The 20,934-nt window shown below is 62.4% G+C and carries 19 protein-coding genes; 7 read left to right on the plus strand and 12 right to left on the minus strand.

Going from position 1 to position 20,934, the window contains the following annotated elements:
- Nucleotides 1–85: 85 nt before the first annotated feature.
- Together K3725_RS03260 and nth are read right to left on the minus strand one after the other, a co-directional pair.
- On the minus strand, nt 86–1,078 hold the full coding sequence (locus K3725_RS03260; RefSeq protein WP_260017431.1) for an adenosine kinase: 993 nt from the start codon (nt 1,076–1,078) through the stop codon (nt 86–88).
- Between the two features lie 61 nt (nt 1,079–1,139).
- Entirely contained in the window at nt 1,140–1,784 is a 645-nt protein-coding gene (gene nth, locus K3725_RS03265) for an endonuclease III (protein WP_260017432.1), read from the minus strand.
- Nucleotides 1,785–1,941: 157 nt separating this feature from the next.
- On the opposite strand from nth, the gene K3725_RS03270 reads away from it, so the two are divergent.
- From K3725_RS03270 to K3725_RS03285, 4 genes are all read left to right on the plus strand, one after another.
- The gene (locus tag K3725_RS03270) at nt 1,942–2,811 is read left to right on the plus strand and encodes a bifunctional helix-turn-helix domain-containing protein/methylated-DNA--[protein]-cysteine S-methyltransferase (protein ID WP_260017433.1); all 870 of its coding nucleotides are present in this window, start codon (nt 1,942–1,944) and stop codon (nt 2,809–2,811) included.
- 268 nt (nt 2,812–3,079) lie between these two features.
- Nucleotides 3,080–3,769 carry a YafY family protein gene (locus tag K3725_RS03275; protein ID WP_260017434.1) on the plus strand — a complete coding sequence of 230 codons (690 nt, stop codon included), beginning with the start codon at nt 3,080–3,082 and terminating at the stop codon, nt 3,767–3,769.
- A 140-nt stretch (nt 3,770–3,909) separates the two neighbouring features.
- Nucleotides 3,910–4,566, plus strand: a complete 657-nt coding sequence (locus K3725_RS03280; RefSeq protein WP_260017435.1) for an OmpA family protein — start codon at nt 3,910–3,912, stop codon at nt 4,564–4,566.
- A 177-nt stretch (nt 4,567–4,743) separates the two neighbouring features.
- The gene (locus tag K3725_RS03285; RefSeq protein WP_260017436.1) at nt 4,744–5,295 is read left to right on the plus strand and encodes an NADPH-dependent FMN reductase; all 552 of its coding nucleotides are present in this window, start codon (nt 4,744–4,746) and stop codon (nt 5,293–5,295) included.
- A 96-nt stretch (nt 5,296–5,391) separates the two neighbouring features.
- On the opposite strand, the gene K3725_RS03290 is transcribed toward K3725_RS03285, so the two are convergent.
- The gene (locus K3725_RS03290) at nt 5,392–6,432 is read right to left on the minus strand and encodes an FAD-binding oxidoreductase (protein WP_260017437.1); all 1,041 of its coding nucleotides are present in this window, start codon (nt 6,430–6,432) and stop codon (nt 5,392–5,394) included.
- A 58-nt stretch (nt 6,433–6,490) separates the two neighbouring features.
- Between K3725_RS03290 and mnmD the strand changes: the two genes are divergently transcribed.
- Together mnmD and K3725_RS03300 are read left to right on the plus strand one after the other, a co-directional pair.
- Nucleotides 6,491–7,159: a tRNA (5-methylaminomethyl-2-thiouridine)(34)-methyltransferase MnmD gene (gene mnmD, locus K3725_RS03295; RefSeq protein ID WP_260017438.1), complete on the plus strand. Its 669-nt coding sequence runs from the start codon at nt 6,491–6,493 to the stop codon at nt 7,157–7,159.
- Nucleotides 7,156–8,064, plus strand: coding sequence for a DMT family transporter (locus tag K3725_RS03300; protein ID WP_260017439.1), 909 nt, complete (start codon nt 7,156–7,158; stop codon nt 8,062–8,064). The genes mnmD and K3725_RS03300 overlap by 4 nt, the downstream gene beginning before the upstream one ends.
- Here the strand turns inward: K3725_RS03300 and K3725_RS03305 are convergent.
- Nucleotides 8,038–9,996, minus strand: a complete 1,959-nt coding sequence (locus K3725_RS03305) for a lytic transglycosylase domain-containing protein (RefSeq protein ID WP_260017440.1) — start codon at nt 9,994–9,996, stop codon at nt 8,038–8,040. The genes K3725_RS03300 and K3725_RS03305 overlap by 27 nt on opposite strands.
- A gap of 139 nt (nt 9,997–10,135) precedes the next feature.
- Between K3725_RS03305 and dapA the strand changes: the two genes are divergently transcribed.
- Nucleotides 10,136–11,008, plus strand: coding sequence for a 4-hydroxy-tetrahydrodipicolinate synthase (gene dapA, locus K3725_RS03310; RefSeq protein WP_260017441.1), 873 nt, complete (start codon nt 10,136–10,138; stop codon nt 11,006–11,008).
- 121 nt (nt 11,009–11,129) lie between these two features.
- On the opposite strand, the gene K3725_RS03315 is transcribed toward dapA, so the two are convergent.
- From K3725_RS03315 to xsc, 8 genes are all read right to left on the minus strand, one after another.
- Nucleotides 11,130–12,011 (minus strand): sigma-70 family RNA polymerase sigma factor, encoded by an 882-nt coding sequence (locus tag K3725_RS03315; protein ID WP_260017442.1) that lies wholly within the window; start codon nt 12,009–12,011, stop codon nt 11,130–11,132.
- Nucleotides 12,008–12,469 (minus strand): carboxymuconolactone decarboxylase family protein, encoded by a 462-nt coding sequence (locus K3725_RS03320; RefSeq protein WP_260017443.1) that lies wholly within the window; start codon nt 12,467–12,469, stop codon nt 12,008–12,010. The genes K3725_RS03315 and K3725_RS03320 overlap by 4 nt, the downstream gene beginning before the upstream one ends.
- A 107-nt stretch (nt 12,470–12,576) precedes the next feature.
- Entirely contained in the window at nt 12,577–13,464 is an 888-nt protein-coding gene (locus tag K3725_RS03325) for a DmsC/YnfH family molybdoenzyme membrane anchor subunit (protein WP_260017444.1), read from the minus strand.
- Nucleotides 13,464–14,228, minus strand: coding sequence for a 4Fe-4S dicluster domain-containing protein (locus tag K3725_RS03330; protein ID WP_260017445.1), 765 nt, complete (start codon nt 14,226–14,228; stop codon nt 13,464–13,466). Before K3725_RS03330 ends, K3725_RS03325 begins: the two co-directional genes overlap by 1 nt.
- Complete coding sequence (locus tag K3725_RS03335; RefSeq protein WP_260017446.1) at nt 14,225–17,047, minus strand: molybdopterin oxidoreductase family protein; 2,823 nt, start codon at nt 17,045–17,047, stop codon at nt 14,225–14,227. The genes K3725_RS03330 and K3725_RS03335 overlap by 4 nt, the downstream gene beginning before the upstream one ends.
- 96 nt (nt 17,048–17,143) lie before the next feature.
- A complete protein-coding gene (gene pta, locus K3725_RS03340; RefSeq protein ID WP_260017447.1) occupies nt 17,144–18,172 on the minus strand; it encodes a phosphate acetyltransferase in 1,029 nt (342 codons plus the stop codon).
- 43 nt (nt 18,173–18,215) lie between these two features.
- A complete protein-coding gene (locus tag K3725_RS03345; RefSeq protein ID WP_260017448.1) occupies nt 18,216–18,962 on the minus strand; it encodes a sulfite exporter TauE/SafE family protein in 747 nt (248 codons plus the stop codon).
- Between the two features lie 5 nt (nt 18,963–18,967).
- Complete coding sequence (xsc, locus tag K3725_RS03350) at nt 18,968–20,740, minus strand: sulfoacetaldehyde acetyltransferase (RefSeq protein WP_260017449.1); 1,773 nt, start codon at nt 20,738–20,740, stop codon at nt 18,968–18,970.
- Between the last annotated feature and the right edge of the window lie 194 nt (nt 20,741–20,934).

Raw genomic sequence — 20,934 nt, forward strand, 5'->3', positions numbered from 1 at the left:
AGCGGCAAGGCCGCTTCGCGCCATGTCCAACTGGCGGCTGCACGCCGTCAGGCGGGTCTCCGGCGGGCCGGAGGTTGCGGTTGGCCTAGACCAGTCCGGCTTCTTCCAGCAGGTGACGCACGTTTCTTTCCGGGCGCGGGCCTATATGCCGGATCACCTCGCCTGCGCAGATGCAGCCCATGCGGGCGCAGATTTCCATGCTGCGCCCGGTGGCCATGCCGAACAGGAAGCCGGCCGCGAACTGGTCGCCGGCACCAGTGGCATCTACCGGGGTGATCATCTCCACCGGCACATCGATGCGCACACCCTCGTTCAGAACGGTCACGCCATCTCCGGAGCGGGTACAGACCACCAGCGGGCAGATCGCGGCGGTCTTGGCCATTGCCTTCTCCAAGTCATCGGTCTCGAACAGGGCGCGGATTTCGTCCTGGTTGCCGATTACAAAATCCAGTTCTTCCCCGATCAAGGTGAGGAAGTCCGCACGGTGGCGTTCAACACAGAAGGGGTCGGAGATCGAGATGCCAACTTTGCCGCCGCCTTCACGGCAGCTGCGTGCGGCTTCCAGAAAGGCGGTCTTACCCTTGTCCTTGTCGAACAGATAGCCCTCAAGGAACATGATCTGCGCCTGGCCAGCCACGTCCTGCGGCACGTCTGCAGAACTCAGATCGGACGAAATGCCGAGGTAAGTGTTCATCGATCGTTCTCCGTCCGGAGAGACAAAGATCATCGACCGCGAGGTCGGCAGCACATCCCCTGAAACAGGCTCGTTCACAAACCCGACGCCTTCGTTATTCATTGCATCGGCATAGAACTTACCAAGCGCGTCGTCCCGGACCCGGCCGATGAATGCAGCCTCGAGCCCCAGCGCGCCGGCGCCTGCGATGGTATTAGCGACCGAACCGCCCGGGGTCAGCACCCGGTTTCCCATTGCCGCATACAAATCTTCGCAGCGGTCGCGTTCAATCAGCTGCATGATGCCTTTTTCGATGCCTTGTTCAGCCAGGAAACTGTCCTCGCACTGCGCGATTACATCCACCACGGCATTGCCAATGCCGACGAGCTGGTAGGTTTTGGTCATGGTCCCTCCTCGGGGATTTCCAAAGCGGTGTCAGTTGAAGTGACTATGCCGCTCAAAAAGTTTACAGGTTCTTGTCTTCGAACATGCAGAGGTCGCGGATGATGCAGGTTCCGCACATCGGCTTTCGTGCCTTGCAGTGGTAGCGGCCGTGCAGGATCAGCCAGTGGTGCGCGTGCTGCTGGAAATCCGCCGGGATATTGTCTTCCACAGCGCGTTCCACGGCATCCACATCCTTGCCCGGCGCAATGCCGGAGCGGTTGCCAACGCGGAAAATATGCGTATCCACCGCTTGTGCAGGCTGCTTCCACCACATGTTCAGAACCACATTGGCGGTCTTGCGGCCCACACCCGGCAACGACTGCAATGCAGCGCGTGAGTTCGGAACTTCGCCGGCGTAATCCTCGACCAGGATCTGCGACAGCTTGATCACGTTCTTGGCTTTATTGCGGTAGAGACCGATTGTTTTGATATGCTCAATCAGCTGCTCTTCGCCCAGGTCCAGCATCTTTTGCGGGGTGTCGGCGATCTTGAACAGTTCGCGGGTCGCCTTGTTGACGCCGGCGTCGGTTGCCTGCGCTGAGAGCGCCACCGCAACCACCAGCGTATAGGCGTTGACATGCTCCAGTTCGCCCTTGGGTTCGGGCTCTGCTGCTTGGAACCGCGTGAAGATCTCGCGCAGGGTGTGATAATCGAGTTGCTTTGCCATCGCGCGCCATATGTACAGAGCGGGTGCCAAAGAGCAATTGAAATTGCGCCTTTCCTGATCCTGGCCCTTTCCCGCAAGGGAAACCCGCAGGTTCCGGGTCGATTGACAGGGCAGGCCCGGTTACCTTGGCAGCACACGTTCAAAACAGGCTGGACCGATGAATATCGAAGCGCGGGAACACACTTATCATTATGGCGTCATGCGGCGGGCGATTGAGCTCATCGACGATGGCGGCGAGGATCTGACACTGGAGCAACTGGCGGCCCGGATGGATATGAGCCCGGCCCATTTCCAGCGGTTGTTTTCGGCCTGGGTTGGTGTGTCCCCCAAGCGCTATCAGCAGTACCTCCGCCTGGGTCATGCAAAGGCACTGCTGCGGGACCGCTTCACCACACTGGAAGCATCACACGCTGTAGGGTTGTCAGGATCCGGAAGGCTGCACGACCTTTTCCTGCGCTGGGAGGCCATGAGCCCAGGCGAATATGCCCGCAACGGAGACGGCCTGCGGATTTTCTGGGGCTGGTTTGACAGCCCCTTCGGTCTTGCGCTGGTGATGGGAACCGAGAAGGGCATTTGCGGTCTGGCGTTTGCAGCCGAAACCGGCGCCGAACCCGCAATGGCTGATATGCGCGCCCGCTGGCCGCAGGCGGAGTTCATTGAGGATCCCACGGCTTTGCGGCCACTGGCTGAGGCGGCCTTCGCTCAGAAAGGCGAGACCGCGCTGCATATGATCGGTGCACCGTTGCAAATTAAGGTCTGGGAAGCACTGCTGCGCATTCCTTCGGGCCATGTCACAACCTATTCCGAGCTGGCTAGTGCGATCGGCTCCCCTAAGGCGGTGCGCGCTGTTGGCACCGCGGTGGGCCGCAACCCGGTCAGCTGGCTGATTCCCTGCCACCGCGCGTTGCGCAAATCCGGTGCGCTGGGCGGCTATCACTGGGGACTGCCGGTCAAGCGCGCGATGCTGGCCTATGAGGCCGCGCGGGATGAGGAGCCTGCGTCAGGCGGTTTGCAGGCCGCCGGTTAAAGAGGCGCTCAAGAAGACTTGGCTCCGGCGGATTTGCGGCGACCCGTGCTTCATATCGTTTCCGCGCCTCTTCGCGTTCAATCAGATAAGGGGCAGGTAGAGACCGCTGGCTGTCCCAGCGGTCCAGACCCAGCGTGATCATTACTATCCAATCGTAGCTCAGCATTGGCTTTCTCCTCTTTTGGGTATTCAAACCAAAACTCTACTGACAGGCTCTTGTCAGTGGCATGTGCTAGAGTGTCAGCAGAATGTCATTGGAGCCCCGCCTATGCCTCGTACCGGCCGCCTGTTCGAAATCATCCAGATCCTGCGGTCTGCCTCCGCTCCGGTGCGGGCAGAGGATCTTGCCGACACACTGGAGGTTTCCAAACGCACTATCTACCGGGACATCGCAGCACTGCAGGCGATGCGCACGCCGGTGGAGGGGGAAGCAGGCGTTGGCTACATGCTGCGCAAGGGTTATGACCTGCCGCCGCTCAATTTCGACGAGGAGGAATTGGAGGCTCTGCATGTGGGGCTGGCGATGCTGATGCGCACCGGGGATGGTGCCCTTCAGAAGGCTGCCGGGCGGGTGAGCCATAAGATCAAGGATGTGCATGCCACCGCCGACTGGCTGCAGGTGGCTCCTTGGGGAGCACCGCTGGATGATCCGGAGCAGGGTTGCGTTTCCAAGGCCTTGTTGCGCAAAGCTGTGAGGGAAAGCCGTAAGCTGTATTTGACCTATCTCAGCCCGGAGAATGGCGAAAGCTGCCGCATGCTGCGACCCTTGGCGCTGATCTATCACATCGAATGCACAATGCTGGCAGCCTGGTGCGAGCTGCGCGGCGGGTTCCGTCATTTCCGCACAGACCGGATGCTTGCGGCGGAACTGCAAGAGGCGGATTTTGCTGCGGAGGCCGGGTCGTTGCGTAAACTCTGGATGGAACAGGAGGGCTGGAACTTCGCATTTGCGCCCTGAATACCGCGGATAACGCAGATTTTGCGCGGTAATCCGCCGAACTTGATACCCTTTGGCTTGAGAACACGTCTCTGCGCCCCGATATTCCAGCGGACCGCCGGGTGTCGCCCGGACCTTAGAAACCAGAAGGCAATTTTAAGATGCAGATGAAACTCACCACGGCTGGTATTGTCGCCGCAACACTGGCTCTTGGCGCCTGCACCGATCCTGCGACTATCGGTACTCAGGGCAGCAATACGCAAAAAGGAGCAGTTCTGGGCGGCATCATCGGTGCGGGTGTCGGCGCCATAGCAAATGACTCTGATCGTGGCCTGGGTGCCGTGACCGGCGCACTGGTTGGTGCGACCGCTGGCAGCGTGATCGGCAATCAGCTAGACGCGCAGGAACGCGAGCTTCGTCAGACGCTGGCCAACGACGACATCACCATCGTCAACACCGGTGACCGGCTGATCCTGTCGTTCCCGAATGATCTGACTTTCGCAACGGACAGCGCCACGGTTTCTCCGGCGGTGCAGGGCGATCTGCGCCGGGTTGCTGACAGCTTGGTGCGGTATCCCAACAGCATCGTTCAAGTGATCGGCCATACCGACAGCGATGGCGATGCTGGGTATAATCAGGGCCTGTCCGAACGCCGCGCCAATGCGGTGGCGGATCAGATCCAGGCCGGAGGTGTCCCTTACAATCGCCTGCGCATCATCGGCCGGGGCGAGAACCAGCCTGTCGCTTCGAACCTGACACCGGAGGGCAAGGCGCAAAACCGCCGTGTCGAAGTAATTGTGATCCCGCAGGCGGCCTGAGCCGGAACCGGATGAGAAGTGTTGCAGCCCGCCCCGTATGGGGGCGGGCTGTTTTCGTTCAATCAGCGGCAGGGTTACGCAACGCTGCACATGGACTGCGCGGGCATGGCGGTTTCATGCTGACGCCGACCTCATACATGATGCAGGCAAAGCCATCGCGAACAGAAGGAGCTCCTAATGACTGACCCCGTCCTGCTGACAATTTCCGGCTCTCTGCGCCGCGAGGCCACCAATCGTAAATTGCTGGCTGAAGCCGCACGGGTGTTTGGTACTGCGTCAGTCGCGGAGGCAGATCTCAATCTGCCGCTCTACGATGGTGATGCGGAAGCAGCACAGGGCATTCCGCCATCCGTGCAGGTTCTGGCTGATCAGATCGCGGCGGCGGATGCCGTTGCGATCTCCACTCCAGAATACAACAAGGGACCGTCGGGTGTACTGAAAAACGCATTGGACTGGGTGAGCCGCACCGAGGGCAACCCTTGGGCAGACAAGCCTGTGGCTGTGATGTCGGCGGCTGCAGGCCGCGCCGGGGGCGAGCGCGCACAAATGGTCCTGCGTGGCTTCCTGGTGCCATTCCAGCCGCGGCTGATTACCGGCCCGGAAGTGCATCTGGCAGGATCCAGCAAGGAATTCGACGAGAACGGACGGCTGACGAGCGATCACTATGAGGCCTCGCTGACCAAGCTGATGCAGAAGCTGCGGGCCGAATTGGCGGTGGCGGCACAGTAAAGCCTACCCTGCTGACCTAGCGGCGGGCAGGCGTTCGCCCTCTCGGCCAACGGCGTTTATCCCTTGGTTGCTTAGAGACAGAACGACACTGTCCGGTCACAGATTGTCTTCGACCCGGAAGCCCTGCGGAATGCTGTCCCGGTCCTCCAGCAGCAGGTCCGCCATTACATGCGCGGCCTTCGGGGCCATGCCGAAGCCGATCTTGAAGCCACCGTTGGCAATGTAATGGCCATTGCGGCCCGGCCACGCGCCGAGCATCGGGGCGCGGGACTTGGCACGAGGGCGCACGCCTGCCCAGCGTTCAATCACCTCCGCCCCGTGCAGCACCGGCACCGCGGCGCGGGCGCGCTCGATCACATCGTCAAGCTGGCCATCGGTGGCTCCGCCGTCTTCGAATTCCCGTTCACTGGTGGAACCGATTGCCAGGGTGCCGTCCGCATGCGGGATGATGTGCAGGCCGTCGGCGAACAGCTGCGGCACCTCGCCTTCATGAAAGCGCAGGAGCGCCGCCTGGCCCTTGACGCCGCCGCCGATGGTCTTGCCGAAGTTTTTGTTCAGTTCCAAGAGGCCCGCGTAGCCCTTGGCGTGCACCACCTGGCCCTGATCGGCTGCTTCCGGCTGCACCTCCACACCCATCACCGCCAGGGCGGAGACCAGAGCAGCGCAGGCGCGGCGGGGGTGCATGCGGGCGCTGAGGGTGTCGTGAATGACAAACCCGGTGGCGCTGGGCGGCACCCAGGGACCGAGGCTGTCCGCCAGGCAGACAATCCATTCGGCCTCACCCTTCCACAGCGCGCGGGCGGAAACTTCGCGGCTGCGGGCGAGCTCAAGGGAGCGTTCATCGTTGATAGGCTGCAGGCGCCCGGTGCGGCCGTAGCCGGGGGACACACCGCCGGTGGCCTCGACCTCCTCCCAGAAGCCTTCTGCCATCAGCAGGCTTTCAAGCTGGAACTGCTTCTTGGGGTTCCAGTTCTCCGGCACATGCGGAGCCAAGGCACCGACGAGGCCGCCGCTGGAGCCTGCACCTGCTCCGAACGGGTCCACCACCTGCACCTTTGCACCGCGCCGGGCGCAGAGCCAGGCAATTGACAGGCCGAAAATGCCCGCACCGCGCACCGTTACATCTGCCATTGCCATTTGCTGATCCTTTCGCCAGTGTCGCGCCGTTCCAGGCACTCACTTAGGGGATTACAGCATGGCAGACCAGCAGGCCCGCCTCAGCTGGCGCGATGGCACTGTTCCGGTATCGGATCAGTTCGATGACCCCTATTTCTCAATTCACGACGGGCTCGCGGAGACCGAGCATGTCTTTTTGGGCGGAAACGGCCTGCCTGAGCGGTTTGTGCCGGGGTTCCGTATTGCCGAGCTGGGCTTCGGCACCGGTCTCAACATGCTGGCGGCCTGGCGCGCCTGGGAGGAAGCGGGGCAGGAAGGGCCGCTGCGCTTCACCAGCTTCGAAGCCTTCCCGATGGTGCCTGCCGATATGGCCAAGGCGCTGGAAGCCTTCCCGGCCGTTGGCCCCTGGGCAGAGCGGTTCCTGAGCAAGTGGCAAGGCACAGGGGCTTGCAATCTGGGTAGCCTGCAACTGGAAGTGATCCAGGGCGACGCGCGGGTGTCGCTGCCTGAGTGGACAGGGCGGGCCGATGCCTGGTTTCTGGACGGGTTCTCTCCGGCCAAAAACCCTGAGTTGTGGGAGGAGACGCTGATGGCGGAAGTTGCGGCGCATACCGCGCCCGGCGGCTCGGCGGCGACCTACACGGCGGCGGGTTTTGTCCGCCGCGGGCTTGAGACAGCAGGATTCGAAGTGACCCGCATCCCCGGCTACGGGCGCAAGCGGCATATGACAAAGGCAGTAATGCGATGAGCATGGTTCCACAGGGTAAAAGCCTGCCTCAGCCCCGGGTGCAGCAGAACAACGTGCCGCTGGGCATTCTGCTGATGATCGGTGCCACCATCGTCTTTGCCCTGCAGGATGGCATTTCACGACATTTGGCAGGCACCTACAATACCTACATGGTGGTGATGGTGCGCTACTGGTTCTTCGCTGCCTTTGTTGTGTTCCTGGCGGCGCGGGCTAAGGGCGGGATCAAGGAGGCCGCCCGTACCGATCAGCTGTGGCTGCAGATCTTCCGCGGTGTGCTGCTGGTTGGGGAAATCTGCGTGGCGGTTTATGGCTTTACCGTGCTGGGCCTGATTGAGAGCCAGGCGGTGTTCATCTGCTATCCGCTGCTGGTCGCGGCGCTGAGCGGCCCGGTCCTGGGAGAAAGCGTCGGCTGGCGGCGCTGGGCGGCGATTGGCGTCGGCCTGATCGGGGTGCTGGTTATCCTGCAGCCGGGCATGGGCGTGTTCAACCCGGCCGCGGTGATACCGTTCATCTCGGCGCTGATGTTTGCCGTTTACGGGCTGGTGACGCGCTACGCCGCGCGCAAGGACAGCACCGCCACCAGTTTCTTCTGGACCGGGGTTGCCGGCATGGTCTTCATGACTGCAATCGGTATCTGGTTCTGGGAGCCGATGAGCCAGGGCGACTGGTTCTGGATGGCGCTGCTGTGCGTTTCGGGCGTGACCGGTCACTGGCTGCTGATCAAATGTTATGAGATGGCCGAGGCCAGTGCAGTTCAGCCTTTCGCCTATTTCCACCTGATCTGGGCGGCGATGCTGGGTATGGCGGTGTTCCGCGAGGTAATCCGCACCAATGTGGCTGTCGGTGCGGGCATCATCATCGCCGCGGGCCTGTTCACCCTATGGCGCGAACGCGTGAAGGGTTGAGCCCTTCAGCTCTTTGGAGAACGGAACCGGCAGTGGTGCCTTGCCCAGCCGGGCCCGGTAAACCGGCAGGCTTTCGGTGACCCGCATCACGTAGTTGCGGGTCTCGTTGAAGGGGATATGTTCAATCCAGTCGACGATATCGGGGTCGCCGTCCCGGGGGTCGCCATAGCGTTCCATCCAGGCAATGGGGCGGTGCGGCCCGGCGTTGTAGCCAGCTGCCATCATGACAACGTTGCCGCGGAACTTGCCGGCGAGGCCTGCCAGGTAATTGGCCCCCAGCTTGGCATTGTAATCCCACTCCGCCGTCAGGCGGGATGTCTTGTGGTTTGCCAGGATGCCCAGTTCCGTTGCCACCAGCTTGGCTGTTGCCGGCATCACCTGCATCAGCCCCCGTGCGCCGGCATGGCTGACGACCGCAGGATCAAATTCGCTTTCGCGCCGGGCGATGGCCAGGGTCATTTCCTCGGCCATCGGCAGCTGATGCTTGGCGACCGGGTGCAGCGGGTAATAGGCACCTTCCAGCTCCACCCCGCCGCGGGCTGCACGCTTGGCGATCATTACGGCCAAATGCGGCTGGTCCATGTCGACCGCCATCTGCCCAAGCTGCCGGGCCTGCACCGGCGGCAGGGTTTCCACCAGGTGGGTGAGAAAGCGTTCAGCCAGAGCAAGATCGCCAGCCTTCAGCAGCATCAGCCCGGCCTCCGTTACAGAGGACTGCATGAAAGCCGCTTTGCGCCAGTCAGGCATTGGCGCCGGTTTCACCAGGGCCGGATCAAAGGGACGTCCCAGTTTTTCCGCGGCCAGAAGGCCGTAAAAGGACGTCTGATACTCCGCGCCTTTGGCGTACGCTTCATGTGCCTTATCTGCCTCTCCCATTGCGGCATAGGCCCGGCCAAGCCAGTACCCTCCGCGGCCGATCGAGATCGGGGTCTCGACCGAAGCAAGGAAACGCTGGAAATGCACCGCGGCGAGTTCAGGGTCGCGCAGTTTCTGCAGGGCGATGTAGCCGGCCAGCCATTCGCAATCGGAATATCCATAGCCGTCCTCAGGCGAAGAGAAATGATAGGCAGCGAGCTGGTAGGCCCGTTCATGATCGCCGTCCCGCATCAGCTGGCGTGACAAGTCACGGCGGCGGCGCAACCATTTTCCTGGTTCGCCCAGCTTCTCGGCGCTGGTGCTGCGGTCCAAAAGCATTTCGATGGCGCTGTCCTGCAGGCGCTTTCGGTCGCGCCAGGCAAAGCGGTCATAGGCAAGGCCGGCGGCGTCTTGCAGGCGATCCGGAACCGCTTTGATCCTGGTATCCACGCCGGGAGCGCGTTCTTGCAAAGCGATTCGGGCTTCTGCCAGCTTGCGTTCCCCCTCCGGCACCAGCGGCAGCATGCGCTTGGAGCTGACCAGATGATCCTCCCACAATAGCCGGTCCAGCCGCGCGGCATGGTGCGGCTTCAGCAGTTTGGCGAAATCGCGTAAGTAGAGGTCCTGGATCGCGCTGCCCATCGCCATGGTGCGCCAGGCTAGCACGATCTCGGCCTCGCCCTCACCGCGGCGCCCGGCAGCAAAAAGCGCCTTGCCCAGGCTCAGCGCGCCTTCGGCTGTTTGCGGGCGATCCTTGGCATAGAAGGCCAGAATGGTTTCACGCCCGGTGGCGGCAATGGCGTCCTCGTTCTGGCGGCGCAGGTAATCCAGCCCGGGCCAGTCCGGCCTGCGCTGCAGGAAATCTTCCACATCACCTGCAGATCCCAGCCCGGCCCGCAAGCGGTGCCATTCGATGATGTCATGCGCCACGCTGTGGCGCTTGCCGGCTTCCCGCGCGGCCTGATCCCACTTTTCTGCACGCATCAGATCAAGCGCCGTGCCAAAGTCGCGGGCCAGTGCCGGGTCGCCTGGCAGGGCTGCGAAAATCAGCAGAATAAAGGCCAGGATGCGGGTCATCTCTTGCATTTTCCAGTGGTCCGGGGATAGAGGCATGAACGTTACTCATTGGCGTGCTGGTATCAACTCAAATAACCGGCATTCCATATCTTGACGGCGGCGGATTGCCGCCTGCACCTGCAGCAAAGGGAGCGTGCCCATGTTCAAAGGCTCTATGCCAGCACTCGTTACCCCGTTTTCGAACGGCGAGCTGGATCTGGATGCGCTCAAACGCCTGGTGGAATGGCAGATAGCCGAGGGATCGACCGGGCTGGTACCCGTCGGAACCACTGGCGAAAGCCCTACGCTGACCCACGAGGAGCATGAGCTGGTCATTGCAGAGACGGTCAAGGCAGCGGCGGGCCGCGTGCCGGTGATCGCGGGTGCAGGCTCCAACAACACCGTCGAGATGATTCGCTTTGTCGAGTTCGCCAAGAAGGTCGGCGCCGATGCGGCGCTGGTCGTGACACCGTACTATAACAAACCGACCCAGCGCGGCATGATGCAGCACTTCCAGGCCGCCCATGAATGCGCGGACCTGCCGATCATCATCTATAACATCCCCGGCCGCTCGGTCGTCGACATGACGCCTGCGACCATGGGGGAGCTGGCAAAGCTTCCGCGCATCATCGGGGTGAAAGACGCGACTGGCGATCTGGCCCGTGTCAGCCAGCAACGTGCCGCCTGCGGTAAGGATTTTGTGCAGCTGTCCGGCGAAGACGCAACTGCACTGGGCTTTAACGCCCACGGCGGCGTAGGCTGCATCTCGGTGACCGCAAACGTTGCGCCGAAACTTTGTGCCGAATTCCAGGCCGCTACCCTGGCAGGTGACTATGCCAAGGCCCTGGAGTATCAGGACAAGCTGATGCCGCTGCACGAGGCAATCTTCATCGAGCCGGGCCTTGCTGGTGCAAAATACGGTCTGGCCAGGCTCGGCATGTGCAGCGAAGAGGTTCGCTCGCCGCTGACCACACTGGAGGACGGCACCAAGGCTGCTATAGACGCGGCCATGGTGCACGCGGGCCTGCTGTAAACTTTTTCCGCAGCTGAGAACAGCTAGGGCGGCCTCCATCGGAGTGCCGCCCTATTTACTTCTTGCCGGTTGGAAATACTCCGGGATGAGTTAGCCTGAAGGGGCGAGAAGGGTTCTCCCTTTAGCTCAGGGCGTCCGTCAGGTGCCGGGTTTTATCGGGATTGCGGGTCACGTAGATCCTTGTGACTCTGCCCTCCGTGATCTCCAGCGAAGTTGCTTGCAGGATACCATCCTCGGCCAGGTTCAGAATCGCCGGCAGGCCGTTCAGTCGGCAGAACCGCCAGCGGGTCGGAACCGTATTGCCGAACTTGCGGGCAATGCCTTCCAGCAGCCGCAGAACCTTGTCCCGCCCGTAGATCGGATTGAGCGCCGCCATGGCCTTGCCGCCACCATCCGAAATGAGCTGCACATCTTGCGCCAGAAGCTGGGTCAGGGCTGCTGTGTCGCCTGTCCTTGACGCCCGGAAGAAGGCTTCGGTCAAATCCCGCCCCCGGTCCGGGTCGGCCGGGGCCCGCGGCCGCAGTTCCTGCACCTTGCGCCTGGCGCGGGCAGCCAACTGGCGGCATGCCTCAGGCGAGCGGTTCAGCGCGGCGGAAATATCATCGTAGGAGCTTTCGAAGATATCATGCAGCAGGAAAGCGGCGCGTTCCAGCGGTGACAAGGCGTCCAGCGCCAACAGCAGGGCAACCGAGACGTCATGGTCCAACTGTTCTGTGGCGTCCTCGGTCAGCAGAGGCTCAGGCAGCCATTCGCCAGGATATGTCTCGCGCCGCACACGGGCCGATTTCAGCTGGTCAAGGCACAGCCGGGTGGTGATCCGCATCAGGTAGCCGGTGGGGTCCCGCACTTCGGCCTTGTCTGCTGCCTGCCAGCGCAGGAACGCGTCCTGCAGGATGTCCTCGGCGTCGCTGACCGTGCCCAGCATCCGATAGGCGGCCGCAAACAATCGCGGCCGCGCTGTCAGGAACGCATCGATTCCTTCGTTCCTTTCCTGAGCTTTCACGCGGCGTTTGCCTCCTCAGCGGCAGGATGGGGAGTACGGAAGCCGATTGCAATGCGGTTCCAGGCGTTGATGGCACTGATCAGCAGTGTCAGCACCACTTGCTCACGCGGAGAGAACAGGTTGGTTGCCTCCTCGTAGTCCGCATCCGGCGCTCCGGTTGTTTCCACCCGCGTCAGAGCTTCGCACCACGCAAGCGCAGCACGCTCCCGTTTCGAATACAAAGAAGACTCCCGCCAGGCATTCAGCAGTTGCATCCGGTCCTCGCTTTCGCCATGTGCCCGCAGGTCCTGGCTGTGCATGTGGATGCAGAAGGCGCAGCCGTTGATCTGCGAGGCCCGCAGTTTCACCAGCTCCACCAGACTGTGTTCCAGAGTGCTGTCCTTGAACAGTTTTTCCTGCTCCAGCATTGGCTGGAACAGCTCAGGGGCAATAGCGAAATAGTCGAGGCGTTGGGTCATTGGTCTGTTCCTTTCTGATGGCTTCAGGAACAGGACGAGGCAAGCTTGGTGTTTGTGACGCCTCCGGCCAAAAAAGTTGGGGCGCCGCATTGGGCGCCCCGGGGATGTCAGCGTTTGCCGTAGTAGAGGCCGACCACATGTTCGGCCTGAGCAAAGAACAGCCAGCGCGAGGTTGCGATGCCTGCGAGATGCGACAGCACCGCGAGGGCAGCAAACACATGCTTGATCACGATGCCCTGAACCGGGGTCAGGATCAGCAGCAGCGGCAGGGCGAAGCCAAAGAAAAAGGCCATCATCCGCAGCTTTTGCGCGTGTTTGCGGCCCACCACATGCACAAACTCGCGCAGCAGGTAGTTGGAGCCGGTGTGCGGCGGCTCAAAGGCGCGGACCGTGCCGCGGTCGCCAAGACCGGTGGCGGTGCCCAGATTGGTGCCTGAGTTTTCAAGCGCCTTGTCTCCTTTGGCCCAATAGGCCAGCTGCACTGCTCCTGCGATGGCTAGCAGCCAGGGCGCCAGGCTCTCTGCACCGGCCAGCAGCGCGCCGCCGGCCAGGCTGAAGGAGAGGAACATCACAGGTGTCAGTTCCATGTTCCAGCGCGGGATGGTCTTGAGCTGGGTGTAGATCATCGAGGTGGTAAAGACGGTGGCGAGGCTGAGCGCCGCGCCGATCCAGCCCAGCACGGTCCACTGGCTGTCCATGAACACCGCGCCTAGCGCATAAAGCCCCATGACGATCAAGGCGCCCACGGCACAGATGCCTTCACGGCTGAGCCAGCTGGTTTTCCACTGGGTGAGTGCGCGCCAGGCACGCTCAGGGCGGCCCAGGTGGAACGTGGAAGCCAGCAGGCCGCCGCAGGCCAAGCCAAAGGCGATTGCGTGGAACACAAAGGCCACCGTACCGGTCACTGCTGGCTGACCGAGCCCGAGGAAGAACAGCAGGCCAAAACCCAGACCCGACAGGGTGGTAAAGATGATGACTGAGGGTGCGGGATGCATCAGTTCGCTCCTCCCGGAAGTTTGTCGAGGGCCTTGTCCAGCCAGCCCATGAAGCCTTGCGGCTCCTCAGCGACCGGAGCCAGCAGCGGGGCGAGGATGTCGATTTGATCCTCGATCTGGTCCTTGGGGCGGGGCGGCAGGTATTTGTTCACAGGTTTGGTGCCCATTTCCGGCATCAGGTCCATGCCGCCGCGCTCTGCCACCAGTTTGGAGACATCGCTGTCCGGATCGCCCAAATCGCCGAAATGGCGGGCGCCTGCGGGGCAGGTCCGCACGCAGGAGGGGATGCGGTCCACTTCCGGCAGGTTCTCGTTGTAGATCCGGTCAACGCAGAGGGTGCATTTCTTCATCACCCCTTCGGCCAGGTCCAGTTCCCGTGCGCCGTAAGGGCAGGACCAGGCGCACAGGCCGCAGCCGATGCAGTGGTCTTCGTTCACCAGCACGATGCCGTCTTCCACCCGCTTGTAGCTGGCGCCGGTGGGGCAGACGGTGACACAGGGCGCGTCCTCGCAGTGGAGGCAGGACTTGGGGAAATGGATAAGCTGGGCGTGGCCCTGTTCCGGCTGCACCTCGTAAGAATGCACCCGGTTCAGGAAGGTGCCCGACGGGTCGCCGCCATAGGGGTTCTGATCTGACAGCGGCGCGCCGTAGTTTTCCGTGTTCCAGCCTTTGCAGGAGATCACACAGGCATGGCAGCCAACGCAGGTGTCCAGGTCGATGACCAGGCCCATCTTGCGGTCTGTGGAGTTGGGGAGCTCGGTCATTTGCCTACTTTCCACTTCAGTTCTTTCGGGCCGGTGCCTACGGGCGACTCCTGCGCCGGGAAGGCCGGCTGGCTTTCCTGCAGGTCAGATGGCGCGGCGGCCTTTTCGATTTTGACTTTGAGGTCGAACCAGGCCGCCTGACCGGTGATCGGGTCCGAGTTGGCCCACCGCATGCCGTCGCCCTTGGCGGGCAGCAGCTCATGGATCAGGTGGTTGAGCAGGAAGCCCTTGGTGGCCTCCGGTGCATCCTCCTCCAGCGCCCAGGCGCCCTTGCGCTTGCCGATGGCGTTCCAGGTCCAGACGGTGTTGTCATTGAGCGCGGCCATCTCCATCACCGGCACGGTGATCTCCCCGTGCGGCGAAGTGATCTTGGCCCAGTCGCCGTCCTGCAGCCCGTGCTCGCGCATCAGCTTGGTGGGGACATAGAGCGGGTTGCGGCCGTGCAGCTGGCGCAGCCAGGCGTTCTGGGTGCCCCAGGAGTGGTACATCGCCATCGGACGCTGGGTCAGCGCGTTGACGGTGAAGCCCTCGTTCCCTTGCTGGTCGGTTTCGTACCAGATCGGCAGCGGGTCCATCACATCCTTTACCCGCTGGCGCAGATGCTCGGGCGGCTGGCGCTCGCCATGGCCTTCGGCAGCCAGCTGGAACTTGCGCATGGGCTCGACATAAAGCTGGAACAGGTAGGGCTGGGGGCTGTCATACAGCCCCATGCCCACCGCCCAGTCCTGATAGGCGGTGTTCCAGGGTTTGTAGTAGTCGGCGCCTTCCGGAATGTGGGCGACGTGGAAACCGCCGTTTTCGATGTACTGGTTCAGCTGCTCCGGGTTCACTTCACCGCGGCCGGTTTTGCTGCCGTCTTCCCCACGGAAACCCGACAGCGGGCCAATTCCGGGCTTACGCTCGTGGTTGACGATGTAGTCGGCGTAGTCTTTCCACTTGGCGGTCCGGTCCTCATTGGTGAAGCCCGGCAGCTTCATCCGGTTGGCCAGCTGAATCAGTACCGTCTGGAAGCCGCGCACGTCGCGGTCCGGCTCAATCACCGGCCAGCGGATGGCATCTGCCGCCGCGTCCGCCTCGCAAATCGGGCGGTCCAGCAGCGAGATGCAGTCGTGGCGCTCCAGATAGGTGGTGTCCGGCAGGATCAGGTCGGCAAAGGCCACCATCTCGGAACTGTAGGCGTCCGAGTAGATGATATGCGGGATTTTGTAGTCGCCGTTCTCATCCTTGTCGGTCAGCATCTCCATCACACCCTTAGTGTTCATAGAAGAGTTCCACGACATGTTGGCCATATACATGAACAGCGTGTCGATCTTGTAGGGATCGCCCGCGTGCGCGTTGGAGATCACCATATGCATTAGGCCATGGGCCGACATCGGATTTTCCCACGTGAAGGCCTTGTCAATCCGTGCCGGGCTGCCGTCCTCTTTCAGCGCCAGATGCTCGGGTCCGCGCACAAAGCCCAAGTGCGGGCCGTCCAGCGGGGTGTCTGGCGTGGATTTGCAGTGCGGTGTCGGGTGCGCCTCGACCGGCTTGGGGTAGGGCGGTTTGAAGCGGAAGCCGCCGGGAACCTCGACGGTGCCCAAGAGGATCTGCAGCACATGCAGCGCACGGCAGGTTTGGAAACCATTGGCATGCGCCGAGACACCACGCATCGAGTGCATGGCCACCGGGCGGCCGGTCATCTTGGAGTGTTTCTCACCGCGGAAGTCGGTCCACTCGTGATCCAGCTCAAACGCTTCGTCAAAGGCGACGCGGGCCAGCTCGCCCGCGATGGCACGGATGCGCTTGGCCGGGATGCCGCATTTGTCGGCCACCGCTTCCGGGGCGTATTCGTCTGTCAGATAGCGTTCGGCCATCTGGTGGAAGACCGGCCGGTGGGTGACGCCGTCCTTTTCGTAGACCGCCGACAGGTCCGGACGCACGCCGGGCTGGTCGAAGGGGGTCAGCTTGCCGGTGTTGCGGTCGATGACCAGCATCTTGCCGTCCGCGTCACGCATCAGCAGGCCTTTTTCAGGACCTTCCGTGGCGTTCACCAGAACCGGTGCGTTGGTAAAGCGGCTAAGGTAGTCGAGGTCGATCTTGCCGGCCTTCATCAGCACGTGAATCATCGACAGGATGAACAGACCGTCGGTACCCGGCGTGATGCCGACCCAGTCGTCTGCCACTGCGTTATAGCCCGAGCGGATAGGATTGACGCCGATCACCCGCGCGCCGCGTTTCTTGATCTTGCCGATGCCCATCTTGATGGGGTTGGAATCGTGGTCCTCGGCAACGCCGAACAGCAGGAACAGCTTGGTGTGGTCCCAGTCGGGCTGGCCGAACTCCCAGAAGGCGCCGCCCATGGTGTAGATGCCCGCGGTCGCCATGTTGACCGAACAGAAGCCGCCATGCGCCGCATAGTTCGGTGTGCCATAGCTTTGCGCCCAGAAGCTGGTGAAGCTTTGCGATTGGTCGCGGCCGGTGAAGAACGCCAGCTGTTCCGGCGCCTCGTGGCGGACAGGTTCCAGCCAGCCTACGGCGATGGCCAGCGCCTCATCCCAGGTGATTTCCTTGAACTGGCCGGATCCGCGCGGCCCGGTGCGCAGCATCGGCGCCTTCAGGCGGGATGGCGCATTAACCTGCATGATCCCTGCGGATCCTTTGGCGCAAAGCACGCCCTTGTTCACCGGGTGATCGCGGTTGCCCTCAATATAGGCAACCTTGCCGTCTTTCATATGCACGTTGATGCCGCAGCGGCAGGCGCACATGTAGCAGGTGGTCTTGCGGATCTCGTCCGAAACTTTGGGCGAGGTGTTCAGGATTGGCTGCTGGTGGGTCATTGGCGGGTCCTGTTGGGAGTTTCGGGCGACCGTATGACGGATTGCCTCAATTTGGGAATGGCGTTCTGCACAGGTTCTGACTTTTGGAACATTTGTTCAAATTTCCGGACGCTTGGCGCCTGCAGCTTGCAGGATTGTAACGGCGATGATCTGGGTCACATCCTCGGCGCTGCAGCCGCGCGACAGGTCGTTGGCGGGTTTGGCCAGCCCTTGCAGGACCGGGCCTATGGCGGAGTAGCCGCCAAGCCGCTGGGTGATCTTGTAGCCGATGTTACCTGCGTCCAGGTTCGGGAAGATCATCACGTTGGCCTGGCCGGCAACGGCAGAGCCCGGAGACTTGCGCTCACCTACCGAAGGCACGAAGGCCGCGTCGAATTGCAGTTCTCCATCGGCGGGAAGCTCAGGGTGGGCGTCTTGGAACAGGCCTAGGGCTTCGGTAACCTTTTCCACCGCCGGGTGCTTGGCGCTGCCCTTGGTCGAAAAGCTGAGGAAGGCCAGTTTGGGGTCCACTCGCAACAGCGCGCTGGCTGATTGGGCCGAGGCTGCGGCGATGGAAACCATTTCGGCGGGCTTGGGGTCAATCACTAGTCCACAGTCCGAGTACAGCATTGCACGGGCACCCTCGGGCGCATCGGCTGGCGGGTACATCAGGAAGAAGGAGGAGACCATGCCGGCATCCGGCGCCATGCCGATCACCTGGATGGCACTGCGCACCACATCGCCGGTGGTGTGCACAGCACCGCCGACGGTGCCGGTTGCATGGCCCAGGCGGACCAGCATGGCGGCATAAACCAGTGGTGTTTCGGCAGCGGCACGGGCCTTGGCCTCATCCACGCCCTTGTGCTTGCGCAGCACATAGTATTCTGCAGCAAAGCTTGCAGTCAGATCCGACGTGGCCGGATCGTGGATTGCCACACCGCCGCTAGCCCGGGCACCTTCGGCTTGCAGAGCGGCTTCAACCCCGGCATGGGGGCCGACCAGAATGACATCGGCAATACCTGCCTGATGTGCGGCCAAGGCGCCTGCAACCACACGGGGGTCGGTGCCCTCGCTCAGCGCAACAACGGGGCGGGTCGCCGGGGCTTCGGCCTTCAGCAGTTCAAGCGGGGACAAGGTCTGGGTCATGGGCGAGCGTCCTGTAACAGTTGTTTCGGGCAGGGCGCGGCAGTCAGAACGCCAGCCGTGCGATATTGATCAGCGAAAGTGCGGTCAGCATCAGCACCACCGCCCGGCGGAACAGCGATTGCGAGACCGCCTTGAAACTATGAGACCCGGCCCAGATGCCGAGGCCCAGAAAGGGAAAGGCCAGCAGGATGCCGGTCAGGGTTTCCGGCCCTACCAGACCGTTCAGAGCCATCACCGGCAGCGCCATCAAGTCGATGCCGGTCAGGAAGATGATCATCGTAGCGCGGAACACCGCAGGCGGAACCGGTTGCGCGGTCAGGAAAGCCGCTACGGGCAGCCCGCCGACGCCGGCGCTGTTGGCGATGCCTGCAACAGCACCCACGCCCAAATTACCGTTGCGCCCGACCGGGCGTTCCAGCTGCCAGCCGCTGAGCAGAACCAGGCTCAGCACCAGGATCAGGCTTGAGATCGCCAGCCTGGCTTCCTGCTCGCCCAGCCGTGCCATGATGGCGATGGCGGGAACTGTTGCGACGGCGGCCCCTGCCAGAAGGGCAATGGCCCGGCGCCAGTCGATATGCGGGCGGATGTCGCGGGCCTGAAAGGCGGTCATGGCGATTTCGCAAGAAAACACCACCGGGATCAAAGGCAGCGGGTTGGTTGTGAGTGCTGCCAGAATGATGAAGATCGCGGAAAAACCAAACCCGGAGAAGCCCCGGATAATGGCCGCCGCGAACAACGCGGCGGCCAGATAGAGCCCCTGGCCCATCGAGAGGTCAAAGGGCAGGGGCATTGGGTTCAGACCTTCTGCGGACGCATGTCGTCCTTGCTGATGCCTGCAACCTGGACCGGCTTCTTCATTGCGTCGCGGCGGAAGGGCTCACCCAGTTCCTGGTTGATCATCGCTTCGATCAGGGTGGTGATGCCCTTCTTCTGGTCTTCGCAGGCCTGGCGCAGAGCGTCGGTCAGCTCTTCCTGAGTTCGGGCAACAACACCCTTCAGGCCGCAGGCCTGGGCGATGCCGGCATAAGACACCTGGGTGTCCAGCTCGGTGCCGACAAAGTTGTCGTCGAACCACAGGGTGGAGTTACGCTTTTCCGCGCCCCACTGGTAGTTGCGGAAGACAACCTGGGTCACGGCGGGCCATTCTTCGCGGCCGATTGCGGTCAGCTCGGTCACTGCGATGCCGAATGCGCCGTCGCCGGAGAAGCCGACAACCGGAACGTCCGGGCAGCCGATTTTTGCACCGACAACCGCCGGCAAGCCGTAGCCGCAGGGGCCGAACAAGCCGGGGGCCAGGTACTTGCGGCCTTCCTCGAAGGACGGGTAGGCGTTGCCGATTGCGCAGTTGTTGCCGATGTCGGAGGAGATGATCGCATCCTTCGGCAGGCCGGCCTGGATCGCACGCCATGCACGGCGCGGCGACAGCCAGTCAGGCTTGGCTGCGCGGGCACGCTCATTCCAGGTGGTTCCGGGATCGTCCTGCTCGCTGTCCATCGAGGACAGTTCCTGCGCCCAGGAGGATTTGGTGTGCGCGATCAGCGCTTTGCGTTCTTCGCGGCCTTCGTCGCCTGCGGTGCCGGACAGTTTGCTCAGGATTGTGTCTGCAACCTGCTTGGCGTCGCCGACGATGCCGACAGTGACTTTCTTGGTCAGGCCGATGCGGTCCGGATTGATGTCAACCTGGATGATTTTCGCGTCGGTCGGCCAGTAGTCGATGCCGTAGCCGGGCAGGGTCGAGAACGGGTTCAGGCGGGTGCCCAGGGCCAGGACAACGTCCGCTTTGGAGATCAGTTCCATGCCTGCTTTTGAGCCGTTGTAGCCCAGCGGGCCAGCGAACAGCGGGTGCGATCCGGGGAAGGCGTCGTTGTGCTGGTAGCCGACGCAAACCGGGGCGTCCAGGCGCTCGGCCAGGGCGATCGAGGACGGGATCGCGCCGCCGATAACAACGCCGGCACCGTTCAGGATGACCGGGAACTTCGCGTTTGACAGCAGCTCGGCCGCCTCGTTCACCGCGTCGGTGCCGCCTGCGGGGCGCTCAAAGTCAACAACGGCCGGCAGTTCGATGTCGACAACCTGGGTGAAGTAGTCGCGCGGCACGTTGATCTGGGCCGGAGCGGAGTTGCGCTTGGCTTGCATGATCACGCGGTTCAGGACCTCGGCCATGCGGGAGGGATCGCGCACCTCTTCCTGGTAGCAGACGCAGTCGGCGAACATGCGCATCTGTTCCATTTCCTGGAAACCGCCCTGACCCATTGTCTTGTTTGCGGCTTGCGGGGTGACCAACAGAAGCGGGGTGTGGTTCCAGTAAGCGGTTTTAACGGCGGTCACAAAGTTGGTGATGCCAGGGCCGTTCTGGGCGATCATCATCGACATTTTGCCGGTGGCGCGGGTGTAGCCGTCAGCCATCATGCCGCCGGAACCTTCGTGAGCGCAGTCCCAGAAGGTGATGCCTGCCGGCTCGAAGATGTCGGAGATCGGCATCATGGCCGAACCGATAATACCAAAGGCATGCTCGATGCCGTGCAGCTGAAGCACTTTGACGAAGGCTTCTTCGGTGGTCATTTTCATGGGTTTTGCTCCTGAGTGAGACGCATAATCTGCCCGGACCAGAGTGCCGGGAGTTGACTCTGGTTTAGGGGGCGCTGGGGTGTCCGGTTAGGGCCAGTTAGGGCGCTGGGGTAGGTCCAAAAATGGCCTTATGAAAATAGCCGGGCGGGATTTTCACATAAGGCTCAGCCGGTCACGCCTGTTAGACTCCTCAA

The sequence above is a fragment of the Leisingera sp. S132 genome, from assembly GCF_025144465.1.
Classification (GTDB): Bacteria; Pseudomonadota; Alphaproteobacteria; order Rhodobacterales; family Rhodobacteraceae; genus Leisingera.